This is a genomic window from Chengkuizengella marina, assembly GCF_009910845.1.
Taxonomy (GTDB): domain Bacteria; phylum Bacillota; class Bacilli; order Paenibacillales; family KCTC-33759; genus Chengkuizengella; species Chengkuizengella marina.
The window spans coordinates 14,540-33,781 of record NZ_SIJB01000024.1; the positions used below are offsets into that span (position 1 = coordinate 14,540).

Annotated in this window: 21 protein-coding genes; 18 read left to right on the top strand and 3 right to left on the bottom strand. The window is 33.2% G+C overall.

The features are described 5' to 3' along the window. Positions 1-173: 173 nt before the first annotated feature. Together ERL59_RS10445 and ERL59_RS10450 are read left to right on the top strand one after the other, a co-directional pair. Positions 174-1,259 carry a glycosyltransferase family 2 protein gene (locus ERL59_RS10445; RefSeq protein ID WP_160646164.1) on the top strand — a complete coding sequence of 362 codons (1,086 nt, stop codon included), beginning with the start codon at positions 174-176 and terminating at the stop codon, positions 1,257-1,259. Positions 1,260-1,654: 395 nt separating this feature from the next. Next, positions 1,655-2,746 carry a tetratricopeptide repeat-containing glycosyltransferase family 2 protein gene (locus tag ERL59_RS10450; RefSeq protein ID WP_160646165.1) on the top strand — a complete coding sequence of 364 codons (1,092 nt, stop codon included), beginning with the start codon at positions 1,655-1,657 and terminating at the stop codon, positions 2,744-2,746. 103 nt (positions 2,747-2,849) lie between these two features. Here the strand turns inward: ERL59_RS10450 and ERL59_RS10455 are convergent, their stop codons facing one another. Continuing rightward, a complete protein-coding gene (locus ERL59_RS10455; RefSeq protein WP_160646166.1) occupies positions 2,850-3,353 on the bottom strand; it encodes a hypothetical protein in 504 nt (167 codons plus the stop codon). A gap of 234 nt (positions 3,354-3,587) precedes the next feature. Here ERL59_RS10455 and ERL59_RS10460 point away from each other — a divergent pair, with 234 nt between their 5' ends. Then, positions 3,588-4,676: a right-handed parallel beta-helix repeat-containing protein gene (locus ERL59_RS10460; RefSeq protein WP_160646167.1), complete on the top strand. Its 1,089-nt coding sequence runs from the start codon at positions 3,588-3,590 to the stop codon at positions 4,674-4,676. 114 nt (positions 4,677-4,790) lie between these two features. On the opposite strand, the gene fadH is transcribed toward ERL59_RS10460, so the two are convergent. Together fadH and ERL59_RS10470 are read right to left on the bottom strand one after the other, a co-directional pair. Beyond that, the gene (gene fadH / locus ERL59_RS10465) at positions 4,791-5,555 is read right to left on the bottom strand and encodes a 2,4-dienoyl-CoA reductase (protein ID WP_160646168.1); all 765 of its coding nucleotides are present in this window, start codon (positions 5,553-5,555) and stop codon (positions 4,791-4,793) included. A 134-nt stretch (positions 5,556-5,689) separates the two neighbouring features. Beyond that, positions 5,690-7,114 (bottom strand): NAD-dependent malic enzyme, encoded by a 1,425-nt coding sequence (locus tag ERL59_RS10470; RefSeq protein ID WP_160646169.1) that lies wholly within the window; start codon positions 7,112-7,114, stop codon positions 5,690-5,692. Positions 7,115-7,403: 289 nt separating this feature from the next. Here ERL59_RS10470 and ERL59_RS10475 point away from each other — a divergent pair, with 289 nt between their 5' ends. From ERL59_RS10475 to ERL59_RS10545, 15 genes are all read left to right on the top strand, one after another. Further along, entirely contained in the window at positions 7,404-7,748 is a 345-nt protein-coding gene (locus ERL59_RS10475; RefSeq protein ID WP_160646170.1) for a histidine triad nucleotide-binding protein, read from the top strand. 109 nt (positions 7,749-7,857) lie between these two features. After that, on the top strand, positions 7,858-8,031 hold the full coding sequence (rpsU, locus tag ERL59_RS10480) for a 30S ribosomal protein S21 (protein ID WP_160646171.1): 174 nt from the start codon (positions 7,858-7,860) through the stop codon (positions 8,029-8,031). A gap of 12 nt (positions 8,032-8,043) precedes the next feature. Next, positions 8,044-8,487 (top strand): GatB/YqeY domain-containing protein, encoded by a 444-nt coding sequence (locus ERL59_RS10485; RefSeq protein ID WP_160646172.1) that lies wholly within the window; start codon positions 8,044-8,046, stop codon positions 8,485-8,487. Positions 8,488-8,716: 229 nt separating this feature from the next. Next, positions 8,717-10,057 (top strand): NfeD family protein, encoded by a 1,341-nt coding sequence (locus ERL59_RS10490; RefSeq protein WP_160646173.1) that lies wholly within the window; start codon positions 8,717-8,719, stop codon positions 10,055-10,057. Positions 10,058-10,150: 93 nt separating this feature from the next. Next, positions 10,151-11,140 carry a flotillin-like protein FloA gene (gene floA, locus ERL59_RS10495; RefSeq protein ID WP_160646174.1) on the top strand — a complete coding sequence of 330 codons (990 nt, stop codon included), beginning with the start codon at positions 10,151-10,153 and terminating at the stop codon, positions 11,138-11,140. A 6-nt stretch (positions 11,141-11,146) separates the two neighbouring features. Continuing rightward, complete coding sequence (locus tag ERL59_RS10500; protein WP_160646175.1) at positions 11,147-11,581, top strand: hypothetical protein; 435 nt, start codon at positions 11,147-11,149, stop codon at positions 11,579-11,581. A gap of 168 nt (positions 11,582-11,749) precedes the next feature. After that, positions 11,750-12,028 carry a sporulation protein YqfC gene (yqfC, locus tag ERL59_RS10505; RefSeq protein WP_160646176.1) on the top strand — a complete coding sequence of 93 codons (279 nt, stop codon included), beginning with the start codon at positions 11,750-11,752 and terminating at the stop codon, positions 12,026-12,028. Between the two features lie 30 nt (positions 12,029-12,058). Next, a complete protein-coding gene (yqfD, locus tag ERL59_RS10510) occupies positions 12,059-13,255 on the top strand; it encodes a sporulation protein YqfD (RefSeq protein WP_160646177.1) in 1,197 nt (398 codons plus the stop codon). A gap of 97 nt (positions 13,256-13,352) precedes the next feature. Beyond that, positions 13,353-14,330 (top strand): PhoH family protein, encoded by a 978-nt coding sequence (locus ERL59_RS10515; RefSeq protein ID WP_160646178.1) that lies wholly within the window; start codon positions 13,353-13,355, stop codon positions 14,328-14,330. Between the two features lie 17 nt (positions 14,331-14,347). Then, positions 14,348-16,441, top strand: a complete 2,094-nt coding sequence (locus tag ERL59_RS10520; protein WP_160646179.1) for an HD family phosphohydrolase — start codon at positions 14,348-14,350, stop codon at positions 16,439-16,441. Continuing rightward, the gene (gene ybeY, locus ERL59_RS10525; RefSeq protein ID WP_160646180.1) at positions 16,419-16,910 is read left to right on the top strand and encodes an rRNA maturation RNase YbeY; all 492 of its coding nucleotides are present in this window, start codon (positions 16,419-16,421) and stop codon (positions 16,908-16,910) included. Before ERL59_RS10520 ends, ybeY begins: the two co-directional genes overlap by 23 nt. Next, the gene (locus ERL59_RS10530) at positions 16,907-17,590 is read left to right on the top strand and encodes a diacylglycerol kinase (RefSeq protein ID WP_160646181.1); all 684 of its coding nucleotides are present in this window, start codon (positions 16,907-16,909) and stop codon (positions 17,588-17,590) included. The genes ybeY and ERL59_RS10530 overlap by 4 nt, the downstream gene beginning before the upstream one ends. Before the next feature lie 38 nt (positions 17,591-17,628). Next, complete coding sequence (locus tag ERL59_RS10535) at positions 17,629-18,018, top strand: cytidine deaminase (RefSeq protein WP_160646182.1); 390 nt, start codon at positions 17,629-17,631, stop codon at positions 18,016-18,018. Positions 18,019-18,036: 18 nt separating this feature from the next. Beyond that, complete coding sequence (gene era, locus ERL59_RS10540) at positions 18,037-18,933, top strand: GTPase Era (RefSeq protein WP_160646183.1); 897 nt, start codon at positions 18,037-18,039, stop codon at positions 18,931-18,933. A gap of 163 nt (positions 18,934-19,096) precedes the next feature. Further along, positions 19,097-19,231, top strand: a complete 135-nt coding sequence (locus ERL59_RS10545; RefSeq protein ID WP_160646184.1) for a YqzL family protein — start codon at positions 19,097-19,099, stop codon at positions 19,229-19,231. The last annotated feature ends 11 nt before the right edge of the window (positions 19,232-19,242 follow it).

Below are 19,242 nucleotides of genomic sequence, written 5' to 3' on the forward strand. Positions count from 1 at the left end.
AAGAAGAAGCTTGTTGCTAGTTAGGTTATATATTTTTACTCAAAAATTAGGTAGCTATTGCCTATAGGGAAGTGCATATTGGAATGAAGAGGTGAATAAGAATATTGTTAAGCAGCAAAAGGATGTAGGTATGAGATTTTAAATCAAACCTAATTCCATTGAGGAGTGACATCATGAAAGTCAGTGTAATTTTACCAATTTATAATGCTAAAAACTTGTTGAAAGCTAGTCTATTAACATTTACATACCAAGTACTTGAACATGATGATAGTTTTGAAGTGATTGTAGTAGATGATGGATCAACAGATGGTACAGATGAAGTTGTATCATCACTAGAATTAAATTATAAAATAGAATATATATACTTGCCAAGAACGGAAAAGTCTTCAAGATCAGCTGCAAGAAATAAAGGTATAGAAGTCGCAAGTGGTGATGTACTTTTATTTGTAGATGGTGACCATCTTGTACCTCCTAATTTTATAAATGAGCATTTAAGATTTCACAAAGTTTATGATAACTTTGCGATTATTGGCTTTCGTCAGTTTTTATCTAAAGGCGATATTCCAATGGATAAATTAAAAGAAGGTTTTTCAGTAAAAATGTTCCCACCCATAATAAAACTAGACGAAAGATTTCAAGTCGTTAATCAGTTTTCAGAGAACTTCAGTAATCTTGAATATATATGGTATTTATTTTGGACATGTAATTGTTCAGTTAAAAGAAATATAGTTGAAAAAATTGGTGGTTTTGATGAAGATTTTATACATTGGGGACTTGAGGATTGTGAATTTGGATACCGTCTGTACAAGCAAGGAGTAAGATTTGCATACAATCGTGAATCTATCGTTTACCATCAACACCATCCAGCTGATGAATTTGATAAAATACTAAAATGGCACCAAAACTACGATATTTTTAGGAGTAAACACCCAGATATAGAGGTAAAGATGCTGGAAATAGTCGATATTTATAATAATTTTATGAATAGAACAAAAACAATTCCATGGATTAATATGTATACCCGGCTAGAATATGCAGCTAGAGCATGGAACGGGAGGTTCCCTGATACTTCATCCCCTACTGTCTATCACTTAACTAGATATTTAGAGGAAACAATGATTAAAAGAATGTTTGAAGAAGCAGAACATAAAACAATACTAATCATAGATCATTCAAATGAATATATGTTAGATGTGATCATACAAATGCATGTATCCAAATTTGACATACTGTATTATAAAGGTAACAGGGTTCATTAATTTAATTTGTAATGCGTTATATATTCAGTTTATTAATTGAGTTTAAAACACATTTACCTATTACCATAAACACCTTCAGATTAACTTTTTAATGCATTTTCAAAGCCGTGTCAGCTGAACGTCCAATTATGAGTGAATAGCGGCATTAGGAACGGCTTATTTGGTGGATCATTCAGTCAACTATTGGAAAAGATCAGTGTCTTGTTCAGATTTTACTCCCAAATATTAATGAACAAACTAGAAATCAACTTTTATTAACCAATATTATCTCCTTTTTAGGTACCTAATGAATCATTTTTCATATATTAATATATAACATACCTCTTGTATCTTTGAATATGATTTATGGGTTTTTATTAAAACAAATATGAACTTTTGAGGCAGGGGAAGATAATATGGCTAGTGTTACTATCAGTCTTTGTATGATTGTAAAAAATGAAGAGGAAGTCCTTGGTCGATGTTTATCATCTGTCACTGATTTCGTAGATGAAATTATTATAGTGGATACCGGTTCATCGGATCGGACCAAAGAAATTGCAAAACAATACACGGATAAGATATATGACTTTGAGTGGGTAGATGATTTTTCTAAAGCGAGAAACTTCTCTTTTTCAAAAGCGACAAAAGATTATATTATGTGGTTAGATGCCGATGACATTGTACCAGAGGAAAGTCGATTACAAATATTGGAACTCAAAAACAATCAGATCGGCAATCATAAAATGAATTGTATTTTTATGGAATATCAATACTCATTTGATTCTGAAGGGATTTTAATATCCACTCACCGTCGAGAGCGTATGGTAAAAAGAAAATGTAATTTCAAATGGATAGGGTTAGTTCACGAGAGGCTTGAAGTTTCAGGAGATGCATTTATAACCAATATAAATATAAAACATATGAAAAACAAGCCTCATTCAAGTAACTATATTAAAATTTATGAAAAAGCAATGAAGCAAGGAAAGAAGTTAACTGCAAAAGATAAATTGCACTTTGCGAATGAATGTTTTGAATATAAACAATATAAAAAAGCAATGGAATTGTATGAAGCAGTATTGAACAGCAACACAGTAATTAAAAATGAACAAATTTATGTTTATTTAAAAATTGCTGATTGTCATATCCAGTTCAATGATCTAGATCAAGCGATTACAAGTTGCCTAGATTCTTTCAAATTAGATTCGCCTAAAGGAGAAGTTTGTTGTAGATTAGGTTATATTTATTTACTTAAAAACCAAATTCCTATGGCTATTGATTGGTATAAAATATCTTCCAACCTTGATGTTTCTGGTGAAAGCACCTATACACAACAACCTTGTTATACATGGCTCCCACACACACAGTTATGTGCTTGTTATGCGTTGTTAGGTGAATTTGAAGAAGCAAAAAAACATAATGATATTGCAGCTAAATATATCCCTAATAGTTCTTATGTTAACACTAATAAGAGGTTACTAGAGGAAATGAAGTCTATAGAGAACATATAAAAAATCATGCAAGAATTTACCTTATCAGATAAGGTTCAAAAGGATACTCCCCTATTTCGGGGAGTGAGGGGTAAAACCATATTTGTTTCTGACCATATTATTATTAGATGTAATCTTCAACTCTTGTAATGTGGCATGTTGATATGGCAAGATGAGAAAGAGTACCTGGTGAATCATTCATTAGGGTCACAATACCTTCTCCAACTTTTTCAACGATTCCCAAAGTGAAAAAAGTACCTCCAGCACTATCATATTCTAATCTCACTTTTTTTCCAGTCTTTGATAGCAATTCTTCTGTAGCAGGGTCTTCACAACAGCTACACTCGCCTTTTTTATCCACTCGTACTGGTTTTAAAGTAAGGTCAAAATTCGGATTAGACGCAGTTCTAACCCTATCTATTCCTACTGCAGTGACATTACATATTGGATACGTCCCTTCACTGGTTTTTGCTAAAAATTTATCTGCAGAATTGATTGTGACATAGACATCATTAAAAAGAGAAGTAGTGGCAATTGCTACGGCACCTTCACGATCCGTTAATTGCTCCATAACACATTGCATTGGACATACACAACAATCGCAGACACTTCTATCGAATTTACCCATGTTTTCACCTCCGTTCTAGATCAATTCCTGTTATATTATGTTATAAGTACTTCACAAGACTGTATGAATGCCCAATTAAATGTGTTCATATTATAAAATCCGCATTTGTCTGTGTTAAAGATATTGCTAGGTGTTTTTCTTAATTCTGGTACTTTAGTCATGAGTCCACTCCTTTTTATTTCGATTTGAATATATTAATGTATCATTTAAAACTTATAATTAGGAGTGGTATATATGACTGTTTTTAATGTGCCTGACCCAATTCCCACCATTACAGCTGCCCTTGCTATGGCAGGCCCAAATGACACAATTAGGATAGCACCTGGAACTTTTCCTGAAGCATTAGTCATTGGTGCTGGTAAAGATGGTATAAGAATCATAGGATCAGGAGTTAATAAAACGATTCTTGAGGGGAATAATGCTCTTAACACAGCATTTGATATTACCGGTTCACAATTAGTAACCATTGAATGCCTTACGGTGCAAAACTATACTAATGATGGGATTGAGATCAATACCAATAGTAACATTCTTAAAAATCTTTTAGTGACTGGAAATGGAGCCGAAGGAGTCCATATTACATCAGGAGGAACTCACAATCTTATCATGGACGTTGAATCTAGTGGTAACAATAATGATGGTATAGATATAGATACTAATTTTAATTATTGCATCAATTGTATCGTAAAAGACAATGGGTTTGATGGGTTTTCAATTACCGCTGATTGTAATTTTATATATAACAATACAGCGCAGGGAAATGGTGATGGGATTTTCACAACATCTACAGCAACTGATAATTTGTTTATAAATAACTGTCTAATCAGTAACACAGATTCTGGTTTAGATGCTGAAGGGGATGGGAATTTAATTTATTGTAATCAAGCCATAGGAAATACGAATTTTGGTTTTGAAATAGAAGAAAATAATTTAGTACTTGGCAATAAAGCAGCCAAAAATGGAACAGATGGAATTATGGCTGCTGATTTATCATCTGGGACTGATAATCGAATATTAAAAAATAAAATCATTCAAAATATGATGAACGGTATAAATATTACAGGTATAGATAGTATTATAGACAACAATTGTGTTGTAGATAATACTTTAGCAGGTATATTATTGTCGGCTACATCTGATAGTAATGGAGTCCGTTCAAATTGTTTAGAAGGAAATAACCCGGATATACAGGATGATGGAGGACCAGCTAATGTCATTGATGAAAATATATGTGAAACAAGTGTACCCGATGGACTTTGTGAAAACTGTGGATTCAACTCAATCAAAACAAAAGGTCGGTTTTTCCCCCCACATTTCAAATGATATAGTTTGCTGTATATCTGCATAAAATTAGCCGTCTGAACATACTCAGACGGCTAAATGAAGTTTAGAATATTATTTTTTGAAATTATAATTTCTGTTCACTTTTTTGGTTGCTTAAAAAGGATGTTGATTCCATTGTTGTCCGCCATCTAATGTTATGCATTCGCCATTCATATAAAGAGCCTTGTCTGAGAACATGAAATAAGCTAATTCTGCTATTTCTTCAGGTTTTCCAACTCTTCTTAAAGGAATACTGTTTAATGTTCTTTTAGCTGCAGCTTCAGATTGGAATAGTTTTTCAGCTCCACCAGTTCTTTCTATTGGTCCTGGTGCGATAGCGTTTACACGAATGCCATAACTTCTACCCCATTCAACAGCTAATGTTCTAGTCATAGCAAGTACCCCTGCTTTAGCTGACGCTGAATGAATCACTCCTGGACCTGCGTCCCAAGCATACGTTGCAACAATGTTCAAAATGCTTCCTTGCATATGTCTATCAATCCAATATCTGCCTACTGCTGAACTGCAATAAAATGTACCATTTAATACAATATTTATAACTGCATTCCAACCATTAACGGATAAATCTTCTGCCATACAAATGAAGTTTCCAGCGGCATTGTTGACTAGAAAATCAATTCTACCAAAAGCTTGATCTGTTTTTTGCACCATTTGATCCACTTGATCTGGTTCTCGAACATCCATTTGAATACATAAAACCTGTCCATCATAAGTTTCGATTTCTTTTTTTGTTGCTTCTAATTTCTCTAGAGTTCGTCCAGTGATAGCGACCTTAGCACCTTCTTGAGCAAATTTCTGTGCCATATGTTTACCCATTCCATTTGAACCACCTGTAACAATAACTACTTTATCTTTCATAGATATATTCCCCTTTCAATCTTGTTTATTTATTTTTAGAGAAAATTCTCAGAAGCCCTATGTTTAAGTATTTAATATAAATTATGACAAGAGACCAGAGTTTAAAAATTCCTGGTCTCATAGTTTTTATTTGTTTATTTACGAAATTGTTTTGGAATTTTTCGAGCAACATTTGTGTCTATGGCTGCTTCAATGACATTTCTTCTGACTTTTTCAACAACTTTTTGATTAAAAACACTAGGTATAATGTAATAACTGTTTCTTTCTTCATCAGTTATAACTGATGCAATTGCTTCAGCAGCAGCTAGTTTCATCTCTTCATTAACTTCAGTTGCTCTGCAATCTAAAGCTCCTCTGAAAATACCAGGGAAAGATAATACATTATTAATTTGGTTAGGATAATCTGATCTTCCTGTCGCCATCACACCTACGATGTCTTCAATTTCTTTAGGATCAATTTCAGGTGTAGGGTTAGCCATAGCAAAAACAATCGGATCTGCCGCCATGTTTTCAACATCTTTCCTCTTTAAAATTCCTCCAGCAGATAATCCAATAAACACATCTGCATCCTTAATGACATCACTTAAGCTTCCACTTAATTGATTAGGATTTGTATTATCAGCATACCAATTCCACATCTCGTTATTATAGGATTGACTATTAACTAGTGCACCTTCACGATCGACACCAATAATTTCTTTTACTCCTGCCGCCATTAATATCTTGCTGCATGCAATTCCAGCAGCCCCAATACCAGTAATCACTACTTTTATTTCATCTATTGATTTTTTTACAATTTTTAAAGCACTGATTAATGCAGCATATAATACTATCGCTGTTCCATGTTGATCGTCATGGAAAACAGGAATATCTAACTCTTCATTTAATCTAGATTCAATTTCAAAACAACGTGGTGACGAAATATCCTCAAGGTTGATACCACCAAATGTTGGTGACAATGCTTTTACTATCCTAATAATCTCTTCAGTGTCTTGCGTATCTAAACAGATTGGAAAGGCATCAACTTCAGCCAATTGTTTGAACAGCATCGCTTTACCTTCCATGACTGGCATGGCTGCATGAGGTCCGATATTACCCAAGCCTAGAACAGCACTACCGTCAGAAATAACAGCTACTGTATTTTTCTTAATGGTTAAAGTATGAGCTTTTTTCTTATCTTCATGAATGGCAGTACAGATTCGAGCAACTTCAGGAGTATATACACGGGATAAATCCTCACGATTTTTAATCGGCGTTTTTGGTTGCATTTGAATTTTCCCACCTAAATGCAGGAGAAAGGTTCGGTCTGATACGTGGATTAGTTTTGCACCTTTTAATAATTTTACGCGATCAATAATTTCATTAATTTGAGTTGTTTCTGTAACGGTAACTGTAAGATCTCGGACTGTGATTTGTCTATCAGTTTGTATGACATCAATCGCGATAACATCTCCACCTGATTCTGATATGGCTGTAACAACTCTACCAAATTTGATTTCTTCAGTATCCATTTCGATACGAAGAATAATGCTTTTCCCACCCAGGTCTCTACTTGACATGATGCTTTCCTCCTAATTCCAATCCATTAATTTTAAATAAAAATCACATATGTCTTTTTAAAATTTCTATTAAAAAATTCCTATTAGTCAATAATAAATAATATGGATTATATATATTATATAACATATATAACTAAATAATATCTAGTTGATTCTCCAAATTACTAATAGAACTAAAATATCAATATGAACAAAAATATTAATTGGCTTTAAAAATACGGAAAAATTGGACTCTGCTTGTATTTTTCGATATGATAAATATGCAAAATGTATGTAGGGGGTGAAACGAATGAGTTGTATTTTTTGTAAAATTGTTGAAGGGGAGCTTCCTTCAAAAAAGGTATTTGAAAGTGAACAAATTTTGGCTTTTCATGATATTCAACCAGAAGCACCTGTACATATATTGTTTATTCCGAAAAAACATATTCCGTCAATGAATGAAATAACACCAGAGGATGTAGATGCCATTTCTGAAATTCATTTGGCAATAAAAAAAGTTGCGAAAGAATTGAATGTAGATGAAAGTGGGTATAGAATCGTTAATAACTGTGGTGTTGACGGGGGACAATTAGTTCCACATTTACATTATCATTTACTTGGTGGAGACAGATTAGGACGTCTTAATCCAAAATAATTTGTTTTAACAAAAAGTGATAGGTTGACACTATCTTCTAATATAACATATAATTTTTATGATAAGCCGTTTTTATTTTGGACGGTCTGTTTGGAGGGAGGGAAAACTGGTGTCTGAAACTAAAGTTCGTAAAAATGAATCACTAGATGCGGCACTTCGTCGTTTTAAACGTTCAATGGCAAAAGATGGAGTGATCGCTGAAATAAAAAAACGTAAACATTATGAGAAACCTAGTGTTAAACGTAAAAAGAAATCTGAGGCTGCGCGTAAGAGAAAGTTCTAGGGGGATTTTTTAATGAGTTTAAGCGAAAGATTAACTACTGATATGAAGCAAGCAATGAGAGATAAAGAAAAATTAAAACTTACCGTTATTAGAATGATTCGTTCAGCAATCAAGGATCTGGAGATTAATGAACGAAGAACTCCAGATGATAACGATGTGCTTGCTATCATTACTCGTGAGATAAAACAAAGGAAAGATTCCCTCCAAGAATTTAAAAACGCAGGCAGAGATGATCTTGTAGAAAAATTAGAAGCAGAAATCAATATCATTAATGAGTACCTTCCGCAACAGCTAAGTGAAGAAGAAATTATCGAAATTGTTCAACAGACTATCCAAGAAGTTGGGGCTTCTTCAAAAGCGGACATGGGCAAAGTGATGAGTGCACTTATGCCCAAAGTAAAAGGTCGTGCTGATGGCAAAATAGTGAATCAAACTGTTCAAAAATTTCTACAATAAAAAAATTAATGAATTCAATTTTTTTTAAAAATAAGCAAAAGGCATCTCCTAAAGGAGGTGCCTTAGTTTATACTTTAAAATATATAGTGCTGCCAACAGTATATCAAATTAACAGCTAATCTCAGTTCATTTCCAATAGGATTTTTTTTGCAAATTACTTCATTGAAACCTTATCATTACATTTTCGTATTAGATATAGGTTATTATATTATTGAAAGGAGGATTACCAATGAAGCGGAATTTGTTTAGAGTTATATATATAAGCGCTTTAATTGGTTTCATATTATCATCTTTTATCTCAATACAAGCCAAAACAAATGATTCTACAAAAGATTTGGTTTATGTTATACCAATCGAACAAAGTATTGAGTCAGGTTTACAAAAGTTTTTAGAACGTGCTTTTGATGAAGCATATGAAAATGGTGCAGATCAAATCATTTTAACAGTGAATACATTTGGTGGGTTGATCACCGATGCAATTGATATCGGTGAAATGGTAAGAATAAGTCCTGTACCTATAACCGCTTATATCCAAGGAAAAGCACTTTCTGCTGGAAGTTACATCTCACTTAATGCTAATCAAATTATGATGCAACCTGGAAGTTCTATTGGTGCAGCTGCAGTTGTAGATCTTGCAGGAAATAAAATTGAGGATTCAAAGGTCATTTCTGGATGGTTGAGTCAAATGAAAGGTGCTGCAGAATTAAATGGTCGCAATCCTGAATATGCAATGGGTATGGTAGATGATAATCTGACTGTTAACGTTACTGAAATTAATCGCTCCTTTGGGAAAGGAGAATTGATCTCTTTTTCTGCTAAAGAAGCAGTACTAGCAGGGTATGCAGAAGGTGAAGCGACAAATATTAATGAAGTATTGGAGAACTTAAATATTGAGGATTACGAAATTGTAGAAATAAATCAGTCTCCTGCAGAAACTTTAGCAAGGTTTGTTACAAACCCTGTAGTGATGAGTTTATTATTACTAATTGGTCTAGTGGGCGTTGCATTTGAAGTGTTACTACCTGGTTTTGGATTCCCTGGGATCATTGGTGTAAGTGCTTTTGGATTATATTTCTTTGGTCATTATATTGCTGGGTTTGCTACGATAGAGCATGTACTTTTATTTGCAGCAGGTGTGGTATTATTACTAATAGAAATATTTGTTCCAAGTTTTGGGATTTTAGGAGTGCTAGGTATTGTTTCTTTAACAAGCAGTGTGATTTTGGCTGCATCTAATACAGGAAATGCGATGTTATCACTCATTATTGCTATTGTGACAGCTATTATTGTTATTGCTATCTCCATTAAGTATTTAGGTCATAAAGGAATTTGGAATCGTTTTATCTTGCGTGAATCTCTGACAAGTGAAGAAGGCTTTAATTCAACCGAATTACAGGAAAGTTTAGTTGGTGTTAAAGGGGAAACATTAACTCCTTTGCGTCCGTCTGGAATGGCTAGGTTACAAGATGAAAGAGTGGATGTAGTTACACGTGGAGAGTTTATTGACAGAAATGTAGAAGTCATTGTGATAAAAGTAGAAGGAACAAGAATTGTGGTCAGGGAAGTATAAGATAATTTCTTTAATTGATAACAAATGAAAGGCAATAACTTAAATGCCAAGATTACAATGGTAAATCTATATAAATTTTAGGAGGTAATTTTAATGGCAGGTCTAGACCCTTTAGTTATTTATTTAGTTATAGGTGCATTAGCTGTAATTGTTTTATCCGTATTTTTGAGTTTTGTACCCATTATGCTTTGGATATCCGCACTGGCTTCCGGTGTTAAAATCGGGATTTTCACTTTAGTAGCAATGAAAATTCGTAGAGTTATTCCAAGTCGTATAGTAAACCCTATGATTAAAGCAACAAAAGCTGGATTAGGGTTATCCATCAATCAATTAGAAAGTCATTATTTAGCTGGTGGTAACGTGGATCGAGTGGTAAATGCTTTAATAGCAGCTCAAAGAGCAAATATAGACCTTGTATTTGAAAGAGCTGCTGCGATTGATTTAGCTGGACGAGATGTATTACAAGCAGTACAAATGAGTGTTAATCCGAAAGTGATTGAGACACCGCTTGTAGCCGCTGTTGCAAGTGATGGAATTGAAGTTAAAGTTAGAGCTCGTGTTACTGTTCGTGCTAATATAGATCGTTTAGTTGGTGGTGCAGGTGAAGAAACTATTATTGCCAGAGTTGGTGAAGGAATTGTAACTACAGTTGGTTCAGCAAGTTCTCATAAAGAAACATTGGAGAATCCTGATACTATTTCTAGAGTAGTGCTGGAAAAAGGGTTAGATTCAGGTACAGCATTTGAGATTTTATCTATAGATATTGCTGATGTAGATGTAGGTAAAAATATTGGAGCAAATTTACAAACTGAACAAGCGGAAGCAGATAAACAAATTGCTCAAGCAAAAGCAGAAGAAAGACGCGCGATGGCTGTTGCTCAAGAGCAAGAAATGAGAGCAAAAGTAGAAGAGATGAGAGCTAAAGTAGTAGAAGCAGAATCCAAGGTACCACTTGCTATGGCAGATGCATTAAGAGAAGGGAAACTTGGTGTTATGGATTATATGAATTTGAAAAATATTGATGCTGATACAAATATGCGCGATTCATTTGGCAAATCTACAGACCCTGATAAAACGGAGTGATGACACATGGATTTTATGTTTATCATTGCGATTATAGCTATTGTTGTCATTAGTAATTTATTTAGAAAATTTAGTCAACAAGTGCAAACAAATAGAATGCCAACATTCGGTGGCTCTGATGATGGCGAAGGTCCGTTGAATTTAGAACCCATGGAAATGAATCAAAAGGCTTTAAAGGAAGACAGGAAAGTTGAACAACCAATTCACACTTTTAGTACAACAAATTTTGGTGATCACAAGGATTTGAAGGGAAATTATCAAACATCAAGTAGTGGATTTGGATATGAGAAATTGAATAAACCAATTGTAACACCTTCAAAAAAGAATAAAGTGATAGAAAACAAAGGCCTTGATCCTAATCAGGCTATCCAAGGAATGATGTGGTCTGAAGTTTTTGGGCCACCTAGAGCCAAAAAACCTTACTCTTACTACAAAAAGTAAAGTGTAATAATTCTGATTTCTACAAACAAGTAGAGGAAAATTGTATCCTTATATAGGATTATATTTTCCTCTATTTTTGTATTATCTTGTGTCATAATTCTTCATTCCGTTTCATATCGATTTGTATATGGTTATAGTTGTGTGCTGACCCTTTAAAGGAGGGGCTTTATGAGCCGCATTAAAAAAAAGTTTCGAAAATTCACAGCAAATGTTCTTGACTTACCAAAGGATGTCATATTTGATTTGCCAAGAATAACGATGATTGGAAACATGCAACTGTATGTAGAAAATCATAAAGGTGTTATTCAATTTACAAGTGATACATTAACTTTAAAGCTAGATGTAGGTAAGTTAGAAATTATAGGTAAAGATCTTGTGATTAGAGCCATTTTGACAGAGGAAGTTTTTATAGAAGGTGTGGTAGAAGATGTTAAATACATTCAGTAGGCACATTAAGAGTTTCAAGGGGGGATAAAGGTGCGGTACCAACTGATTACATATTTTAGGGGACATGTTAAAATTGTTGTAAGAGGGAAAGAAATTGAAAGATTTATGAATGAACTTATTCATAATAACATAAAAATATGGGATGCAAGAAGAGTATCTGAGAGTTCAATTGAATTTCATATTCATTTGAATGATTTTTTTAAGCTTCGCCCGCTTTTAAAAAAGACAGGCTGTAGAATGAATGTGAAAGAACGATTTGGTATACCATTTTTTTTAAATAAATTTATGAAGAGAAAATTTTTTATCTCTGGCATTGCATTGTTTTTAATAGGAATTTATATGTTATCAACGATGGTATGGGACATAGAAGTCATAGGTAACGATAGTTTGAGCACCGAACAAATTTTGCAAGAAGCAGAGGCATTAGGTATACATAAATATCAATTTAAATTTAAAATGGACGACCTAGATGTTGTTGCAAAGGAGTTAACAAAGAATTTGCCAGAGAGTAGTTGGATCGGTGTGACAATGAAAGGAACCAAAGTTCAGATAAAGGTAGTTGAGTCAACTATTCCAGAAGAGCTTCCTTTGCTGAATCCAAGGAATCTTATTGCAACTTCTGATGCCATTATTACTGAAATCTTTGCTGAAAAAGGGAACCCTTTAGTTAAGGTAAATCATCGAGTGAAAAAGGGGGATGTTCTTATTTCTGGTGTTATAGGTGATGAAGAGACTCAAGAAATTGTTGTCGCCAAAGGAAAGGTTAGAGGTTTGGTTTGGTATGAATATAATATAAAAGTTCCTTTAAAACAAGACGTAAAAGTGTATACAGGGAATGTTGTAGATAGGAAGTACTTAGTTTTTGGAAACAAAGCCTTAAAAATTATGGGTTTTGGTAGTTTGGAATTTGAAAAATCTGAAAATATACTGTCTAAACATATGCTAGGTTGGAGACAATATCCTTTACATATCGGTTGGATGGATGAAAAAGTGATGGAGTCTGAAGTAGTGGAAAGAGAATTGAATATGGAGGAAGCTCAATCTGTTGGAATCCAACAAGCAAAGTCAGATATCCTTTTTAGTACAGGAATTGATTCTAAAATACAGGCACAAAACATGATAAAAGTAAAAGAAAAGGATGGAATTGTATATATGAAAATCCTATTTGAAGTTGAGCAGGATATTATGACTGAACAACCTATTACTGAACTTAATGAAATATTTTAGAAGATAATGTTGCATTACTCTACAGTTATCAGATAAACTTGAACATATAGAGATAGTTCAAAAAGTCATAAAATGCATTTTACACTTACTAAGGAGTATGAGATATTTGATTGAACACAAGAACAAAGAATCCATAACATTAAAAGATACATCAGAAGCATTATCATTATTTGGACCACACGATAAATTTTTGAAAATTATTGAGCAACATAGTGATTCCAAAATAGTATCTAGGGAAGCTGAAATTTCTATTGAAGGAAATGCGAATGAAGTTGCCTATTTGAAACATTTATTTGACGCTTTACTTGATTTAATTCGAAGTGGATATACTCTTTCAGAAAGAGATATATTGTATGCGTTTGAATTAGCCAAAAAATTTCAAGCGGATCAGTTACTTGAATTATTCAAAAATGAAATTACTACGACCTTTAAGGGAAAACCAATTCACATTAAAACGATTGGACAGAACCACTATGTTTCTGCAATAAAAAAGAAGGACATTGTATTTGGGATAGGACCAGCTGGCACAGGTAAAACTTATCTTGCTGTAGCATTGGCTGTTAAAGCTTTAAAAATTGGTGATGTAAAAAGAATCATACTTACAAGACCTGCCGTTGAAGCAGGTGAGAGTTTGGGTTTTTTACCAGGAGATCTACAAGAAAAGGTAGATCCTTATTTAAGACCACTATATGACGCTTTACACGATATTTTAGGAGCAGATCAAGTTGTTAAAGCAATAGAAAGAGGAATGATTGAAATCGCTCCTCTTGCATATATGAGAGGACGTACATTAGATGACTCATTTATTATACTAGATGAGGCACAAAATACAACGCCTGAACAAATGAAAATGTTTTTAACTAGGCTTGGATTTGGATCCAAAATGGTTATCACAGGAGATAAAACACAAATCGATTTACCTAGAGGGAAAAAATCTGGTTTAATTGAAGCGGAAAAAGTACTAAAAAGTATTGATGAAATTGGGTTAATCCAATTTACAGAGCAAGATGTTATTCGCCATTCTTTAGTACAACAAATTATTGTGGCCTACCAAAACTATACGAATATGGAATAAGAGGGGCTGAACATTTCATGACTTCTGCAAAATCCAGTGAGAATAAACAAGCCTTCATCAATGGTTGGAAACAAAGTAAACTGGTTAGGGTGTTTCTTTACTTCATCTTAATGTTAGTTTTCTTTTTATCCTCCTATCAACATCTAATTGTCTCAGACAAAAATATGGGAGAAAATACTTCAGAGAAAGAAATAAATCAAGAAACTCCGATTTATTCTGAGTATTCTATAAATTCATTGGATTTTTTAGAGCATATTTTTGATAAGCTAGAGCAAATTAATTTAGATGCTACGTTTACTTATGAAGAAAAAACAGAAATTTATAAATTGTATTTTTTAGAAGAGTATAATAAATTTGTTGAAGATAACATAAAAACAATGCAGCAATCTGAAGATTCACTTGATGCAGCATTTATACAGGAAATAGAAAATCAACTTATAGATCAACAATATGATTTTCCTGTAGAGGCTTTTTTTAAACTTCCTCGTTTAAGTCAAGCAGAAATCATAAAGATGAGTGCTGTTGCTGAAAGTATCGTTAAAAATTTAATGAAAGAACAAATAAAAGAAGCAGATATCATGCGTGGAAAAGTTGCTGAGATGGTTAATGCTTCGAATTTAAGTGATGATGATTCAAGGGTGCTTGTTACAGAAATTGCTCGGTTTAGTATATTTCCTAATTATTTCTATGACGCTGCTGCAACAAAAGAAGCTTTGTCATCAACTAAAACGACAGAAACAAATTACTTGCAGGTTGTTGGATTAATTCTGCTTGTCATATTGTTTGTGGTCTTTTTATACATGTACATTAAACAAAGTAATTTACAAATACGAAATAATAATGTTCAATTATTGATGTTGGTATTTATATTTATCATTAATATGATGGGCATGAAGATCGTAGCTTTAGGACACAGTTTAGATTATCCATATCTTGGATTTTTAGCGCCTGTAGCATTGGGGAGTATGTTAATTGCAATTTTATTAGATTATAAACTTGCTTTTATTTCCTCTATTTTATTTAGTATTTTTGCCAGTATTATTTTTAATTTTGAAAATCAAATGTTTTTGTTTGATTATAGATATGGAATAGTTGCCTCGGTCATTTGTTTCACATCTATTTTTGCTGTGCATAAAGCAAGTCAGAGGTCGAGTATTTTAAAAGCGGGTATACTTATTACTATAGCTGCGTGTACAAGCATTACAGCTATATTTTTAATAACTAATGAGAACGTGATTTCAAATTATATATTTTCACTGACATTTGCACTTATGAATGGTTTATTGACAGCTGTCTTTGTAATAGGAATACTACCATTTTTTGAGGCAGCTTTTGGAATTTTATCACCTGTTAAATTAGTGGAATTATCTAACCCTAATCACCCATTGTTAAGAAAACTTTTAACTGAAACTCCAGGAACCTACCATCATAGTGTCATGGTTGCAAACTTATCAGAAGCTGCAGCAGAATCCATTGGAGCTAATGGTTTATTATGTAGGGTTGGTTCATTTTATCATGATGTAGGGAAAACGAAGCGACCAAATTATTTTATAGAAAATCAAGTAAATAGTGAAAATCCACATGATACGATAGATCCTGATTTAAGTAAGTCAATCATTATATCTCATGCCAGAGATGGAGTAGAAATGTTAAAAGAATACAAAATGCCTAAGGCGATCTGTGATATTGCAGAACAACACCATGGTACAACATTGCTAAAATATTTTTATTTTAAAGCAAAAAAACAACAAGAATTAACTGGGGAGTTAGAAGAAGAAGTCAAAGAATCCGATTTTCGTTACCCTGGACCTAAAGCACAATTTAAAGAGGCTGCAATTGTGGGCTTATGCGATTGTGTTGAAGCTGCAGTCCGTTCTTTATCAAATCCTAAAATGGATCAAATTAATACAATGGTTGATAAAATTATAAAAGATCGATTGGAGGATCAACAACTTAATGAATGTGATTTGACCCTCAAAGAAATAGATACTATTGCTAAATCACTAAAAGAAACATTACTTGGGATTTTTCATTCAAGGATTGAATATCCTGAATTACCAAGTCGAGATAAAAAAGGAGTTACAAAAGATGAAGCTACAGTTAGCATTTAGTAATGATCAGAACGAAATTGAAATATCAGAGGAATGGATACAACAATTAGAAGAGTTATTACAAATAGCAGGTCAATCAGAAAATATTTCATCTGGTGAAGTGACCCTAACTTTTGTCGACGATAAGTCTATTCATCAATTGAATAAGCAATACAGGGGCATAGATACTCCTACAGATGTTCTTTCTTTTGCAATGCAGGATTCTGGATTCGAAGAAACTGAGATTTTTTATGAGGACGATTTTGAATTTGATGAAGTAACTACCATGCTTGGAGACGTGGTTATTTCAGTAACTACAGCAAAAAGGCAAAGTGAAGAATATGGGCATTCTTTACAACGAGAAATCGGCTTTTTGTTTGTACATGGGTTTCTTCATCTAATAGGTTACGACCATCAGGATGAGCAATCTGAAAAAGAGATGTTTAATAAACAAGAACAAATTTTGCTAGAGGCAGGATTAACAAGATGAAAAGGTGGCTTCTTAGCTTTAAATACGCATATGAAGGATTAATATATGCTTTTTCTACGCAAAAAAATATGAGATTTCATTTTTTTGCAGCGATCATTGTACTTTTTCTTTCTTTATTTTTTGAATTATCTCAGTTGGAAATCCTCTTAGTTTGGATAGTAATTTGTTTAGTTATTGTAATGGAGTTAATTAATACAGCGATTGAAAAAACAATTGATCTCACTGTAAAAGAAATGCATCCTATTGCTAAAATTGCAAAAGATGTTGCCGCAGCTGCTGTACTAGTATCTGCGGTTTTTGCTGTTATTGTTGGTTTTGTTATATTTTATAATCCGATACTTTTATGGATCAATGGAAAGTTAGTGAAAACACATGAAATCAATAATGAAACAATCATAGTAGTGCTTAGCTTGGTGTTTTTGTGTACAATAGTATTTCAACAAACTATTTTCAGAAAGAAAAATAATACTCAAATTAATTTAATTTCAGCGTTAAATGCATCAATACTTACAATGATTATGATAAGTGATGCAAATGTTATTCATATAATATTGACATGTTGTATATCTATACTGCTTGTATCAGGTTTATTAGGTCAAAAAGAGGTCACGGTTCGTTCAATTTTAAATGGTACCATATTAGGAATCTTTCTGACATTGTTTATTTATTTTTGTGTATAGGGTAAAGTAAAAAATAAGATATTTGGAGGAGAATAATTTTGGATAAAGAGAATTTAATTAAAAAAGCAATTGAAGCTATGGATAGTGCATATGCTCCGTATTCCAATTTTAGAGTAGGTGCTGCATTATTAAGTGATGATGATGTCATACATATCGGTTGTAATGTAGAAAATGCTGCTTATGGACCTACTAATTGTGCAGAAAGAACTGCGCTGTTCCGTGCGATTGCGGATGGATATAAACCTAAATCATTTAAAGCGATAGCTGTGGCAGGAGATACAAAAGATCCAATAAGCCCTTGTGGTGTGTGTAGACAAGTATTAGTGGAGTTATGTTCTGAAAAAATGCCAGTGATTTTAGTGAATTTGAGAGGTGATCAATTGGAGACAACTGTTTCAGAATTGTTGCCAGGAGCTTTTCATATTTAGGAGGAATGGAGTTACATTATGAGTAAATCACATAAATCGGGGTTTGTATCTATTATAGGTCGACCTAATGTTGGTAAATCTACTTTTTTAAACCAAGTGATTGGACAAAAAATAGCCATCATGTCAGACAAACCTCAAACAACTAGAAATAAAATTCAAGGTGTATATACACAAGAGGATACACAGATTATTTTTATAGATACACCAGGAATTCATAAACCTAAGTCTAAATTAGGTAGATATATGCTAAGTATTGTGGAAAATACTTTAAGTGAAGTTGATGTTATTTTATTTTTGGTGGATGTAGAGCAAGGGATAGGACAAGGGGATCGATATATTATAGAACAACTAAAATCAGTCAAAACCCGTGTGATTTTAGTTTTAAATAAAATAGATCTTGTTCATCCAGAAAGCCTATTACCCATTATTACCACTTATAAAGATTTGTACGACTTTGCAGAAATCGTTCCAATTTCAGCTAAAATGGGGAACAACATAGAACCTCTATTAGATCAGATAAGGAAGTATTTACCAGAAGGTCCACAGTATTATCCTGAAGATCAAGTAACGGATCATCCAGAGCAGTTTATTTGTGCTGAATTAGTACGTGAAAAGCTTTTAGAGGTAACAAGAGAGGAAGTACCACATTCTATTGCTGTACAAATTGAACAAATGAAAAAAGATGACAATGGTGTTGTGCATATATCTGCATTAATCTATGTAGAAAGAAAATCTCAAAAAGGAATAATTATTGGTAAACACGGTGCTGTGCTAAAAGAAATTGGCAGGAAATCAAGACAGGACATGCAAAGATTATTAGGCTCAAAAATATTTCTTGAGCTTTGGGTAAAGGTGAAAAAAGATTGGCGTAATCAGGATGTAGTATTAAAGGATTTAGGATTCCATCATGATTAAAGACTTTTAAAATTTTCACTTTTTAACGAACATCAATTTTTCTGTCTTTAAGCAAGGGTTCAATAATTTGGAACGAATTACTTCGGATATTCTTTTCATAAATGTTTAAGCTATAATAGACATCAATTATTTCACGACATAGCCACTGAAAGGAATGACTACCATGCGAGATTTTTCGTGGAAGTATTTTATTAACACTGGAGATGTCGACGCCTACTTATTATACAAAGAAATTCATGAACAAGATGACGAAGAGCCTAATCAGGAAGAAGTTCAGGATGATGCATGGAGTGATTAATTAGGGAAGAG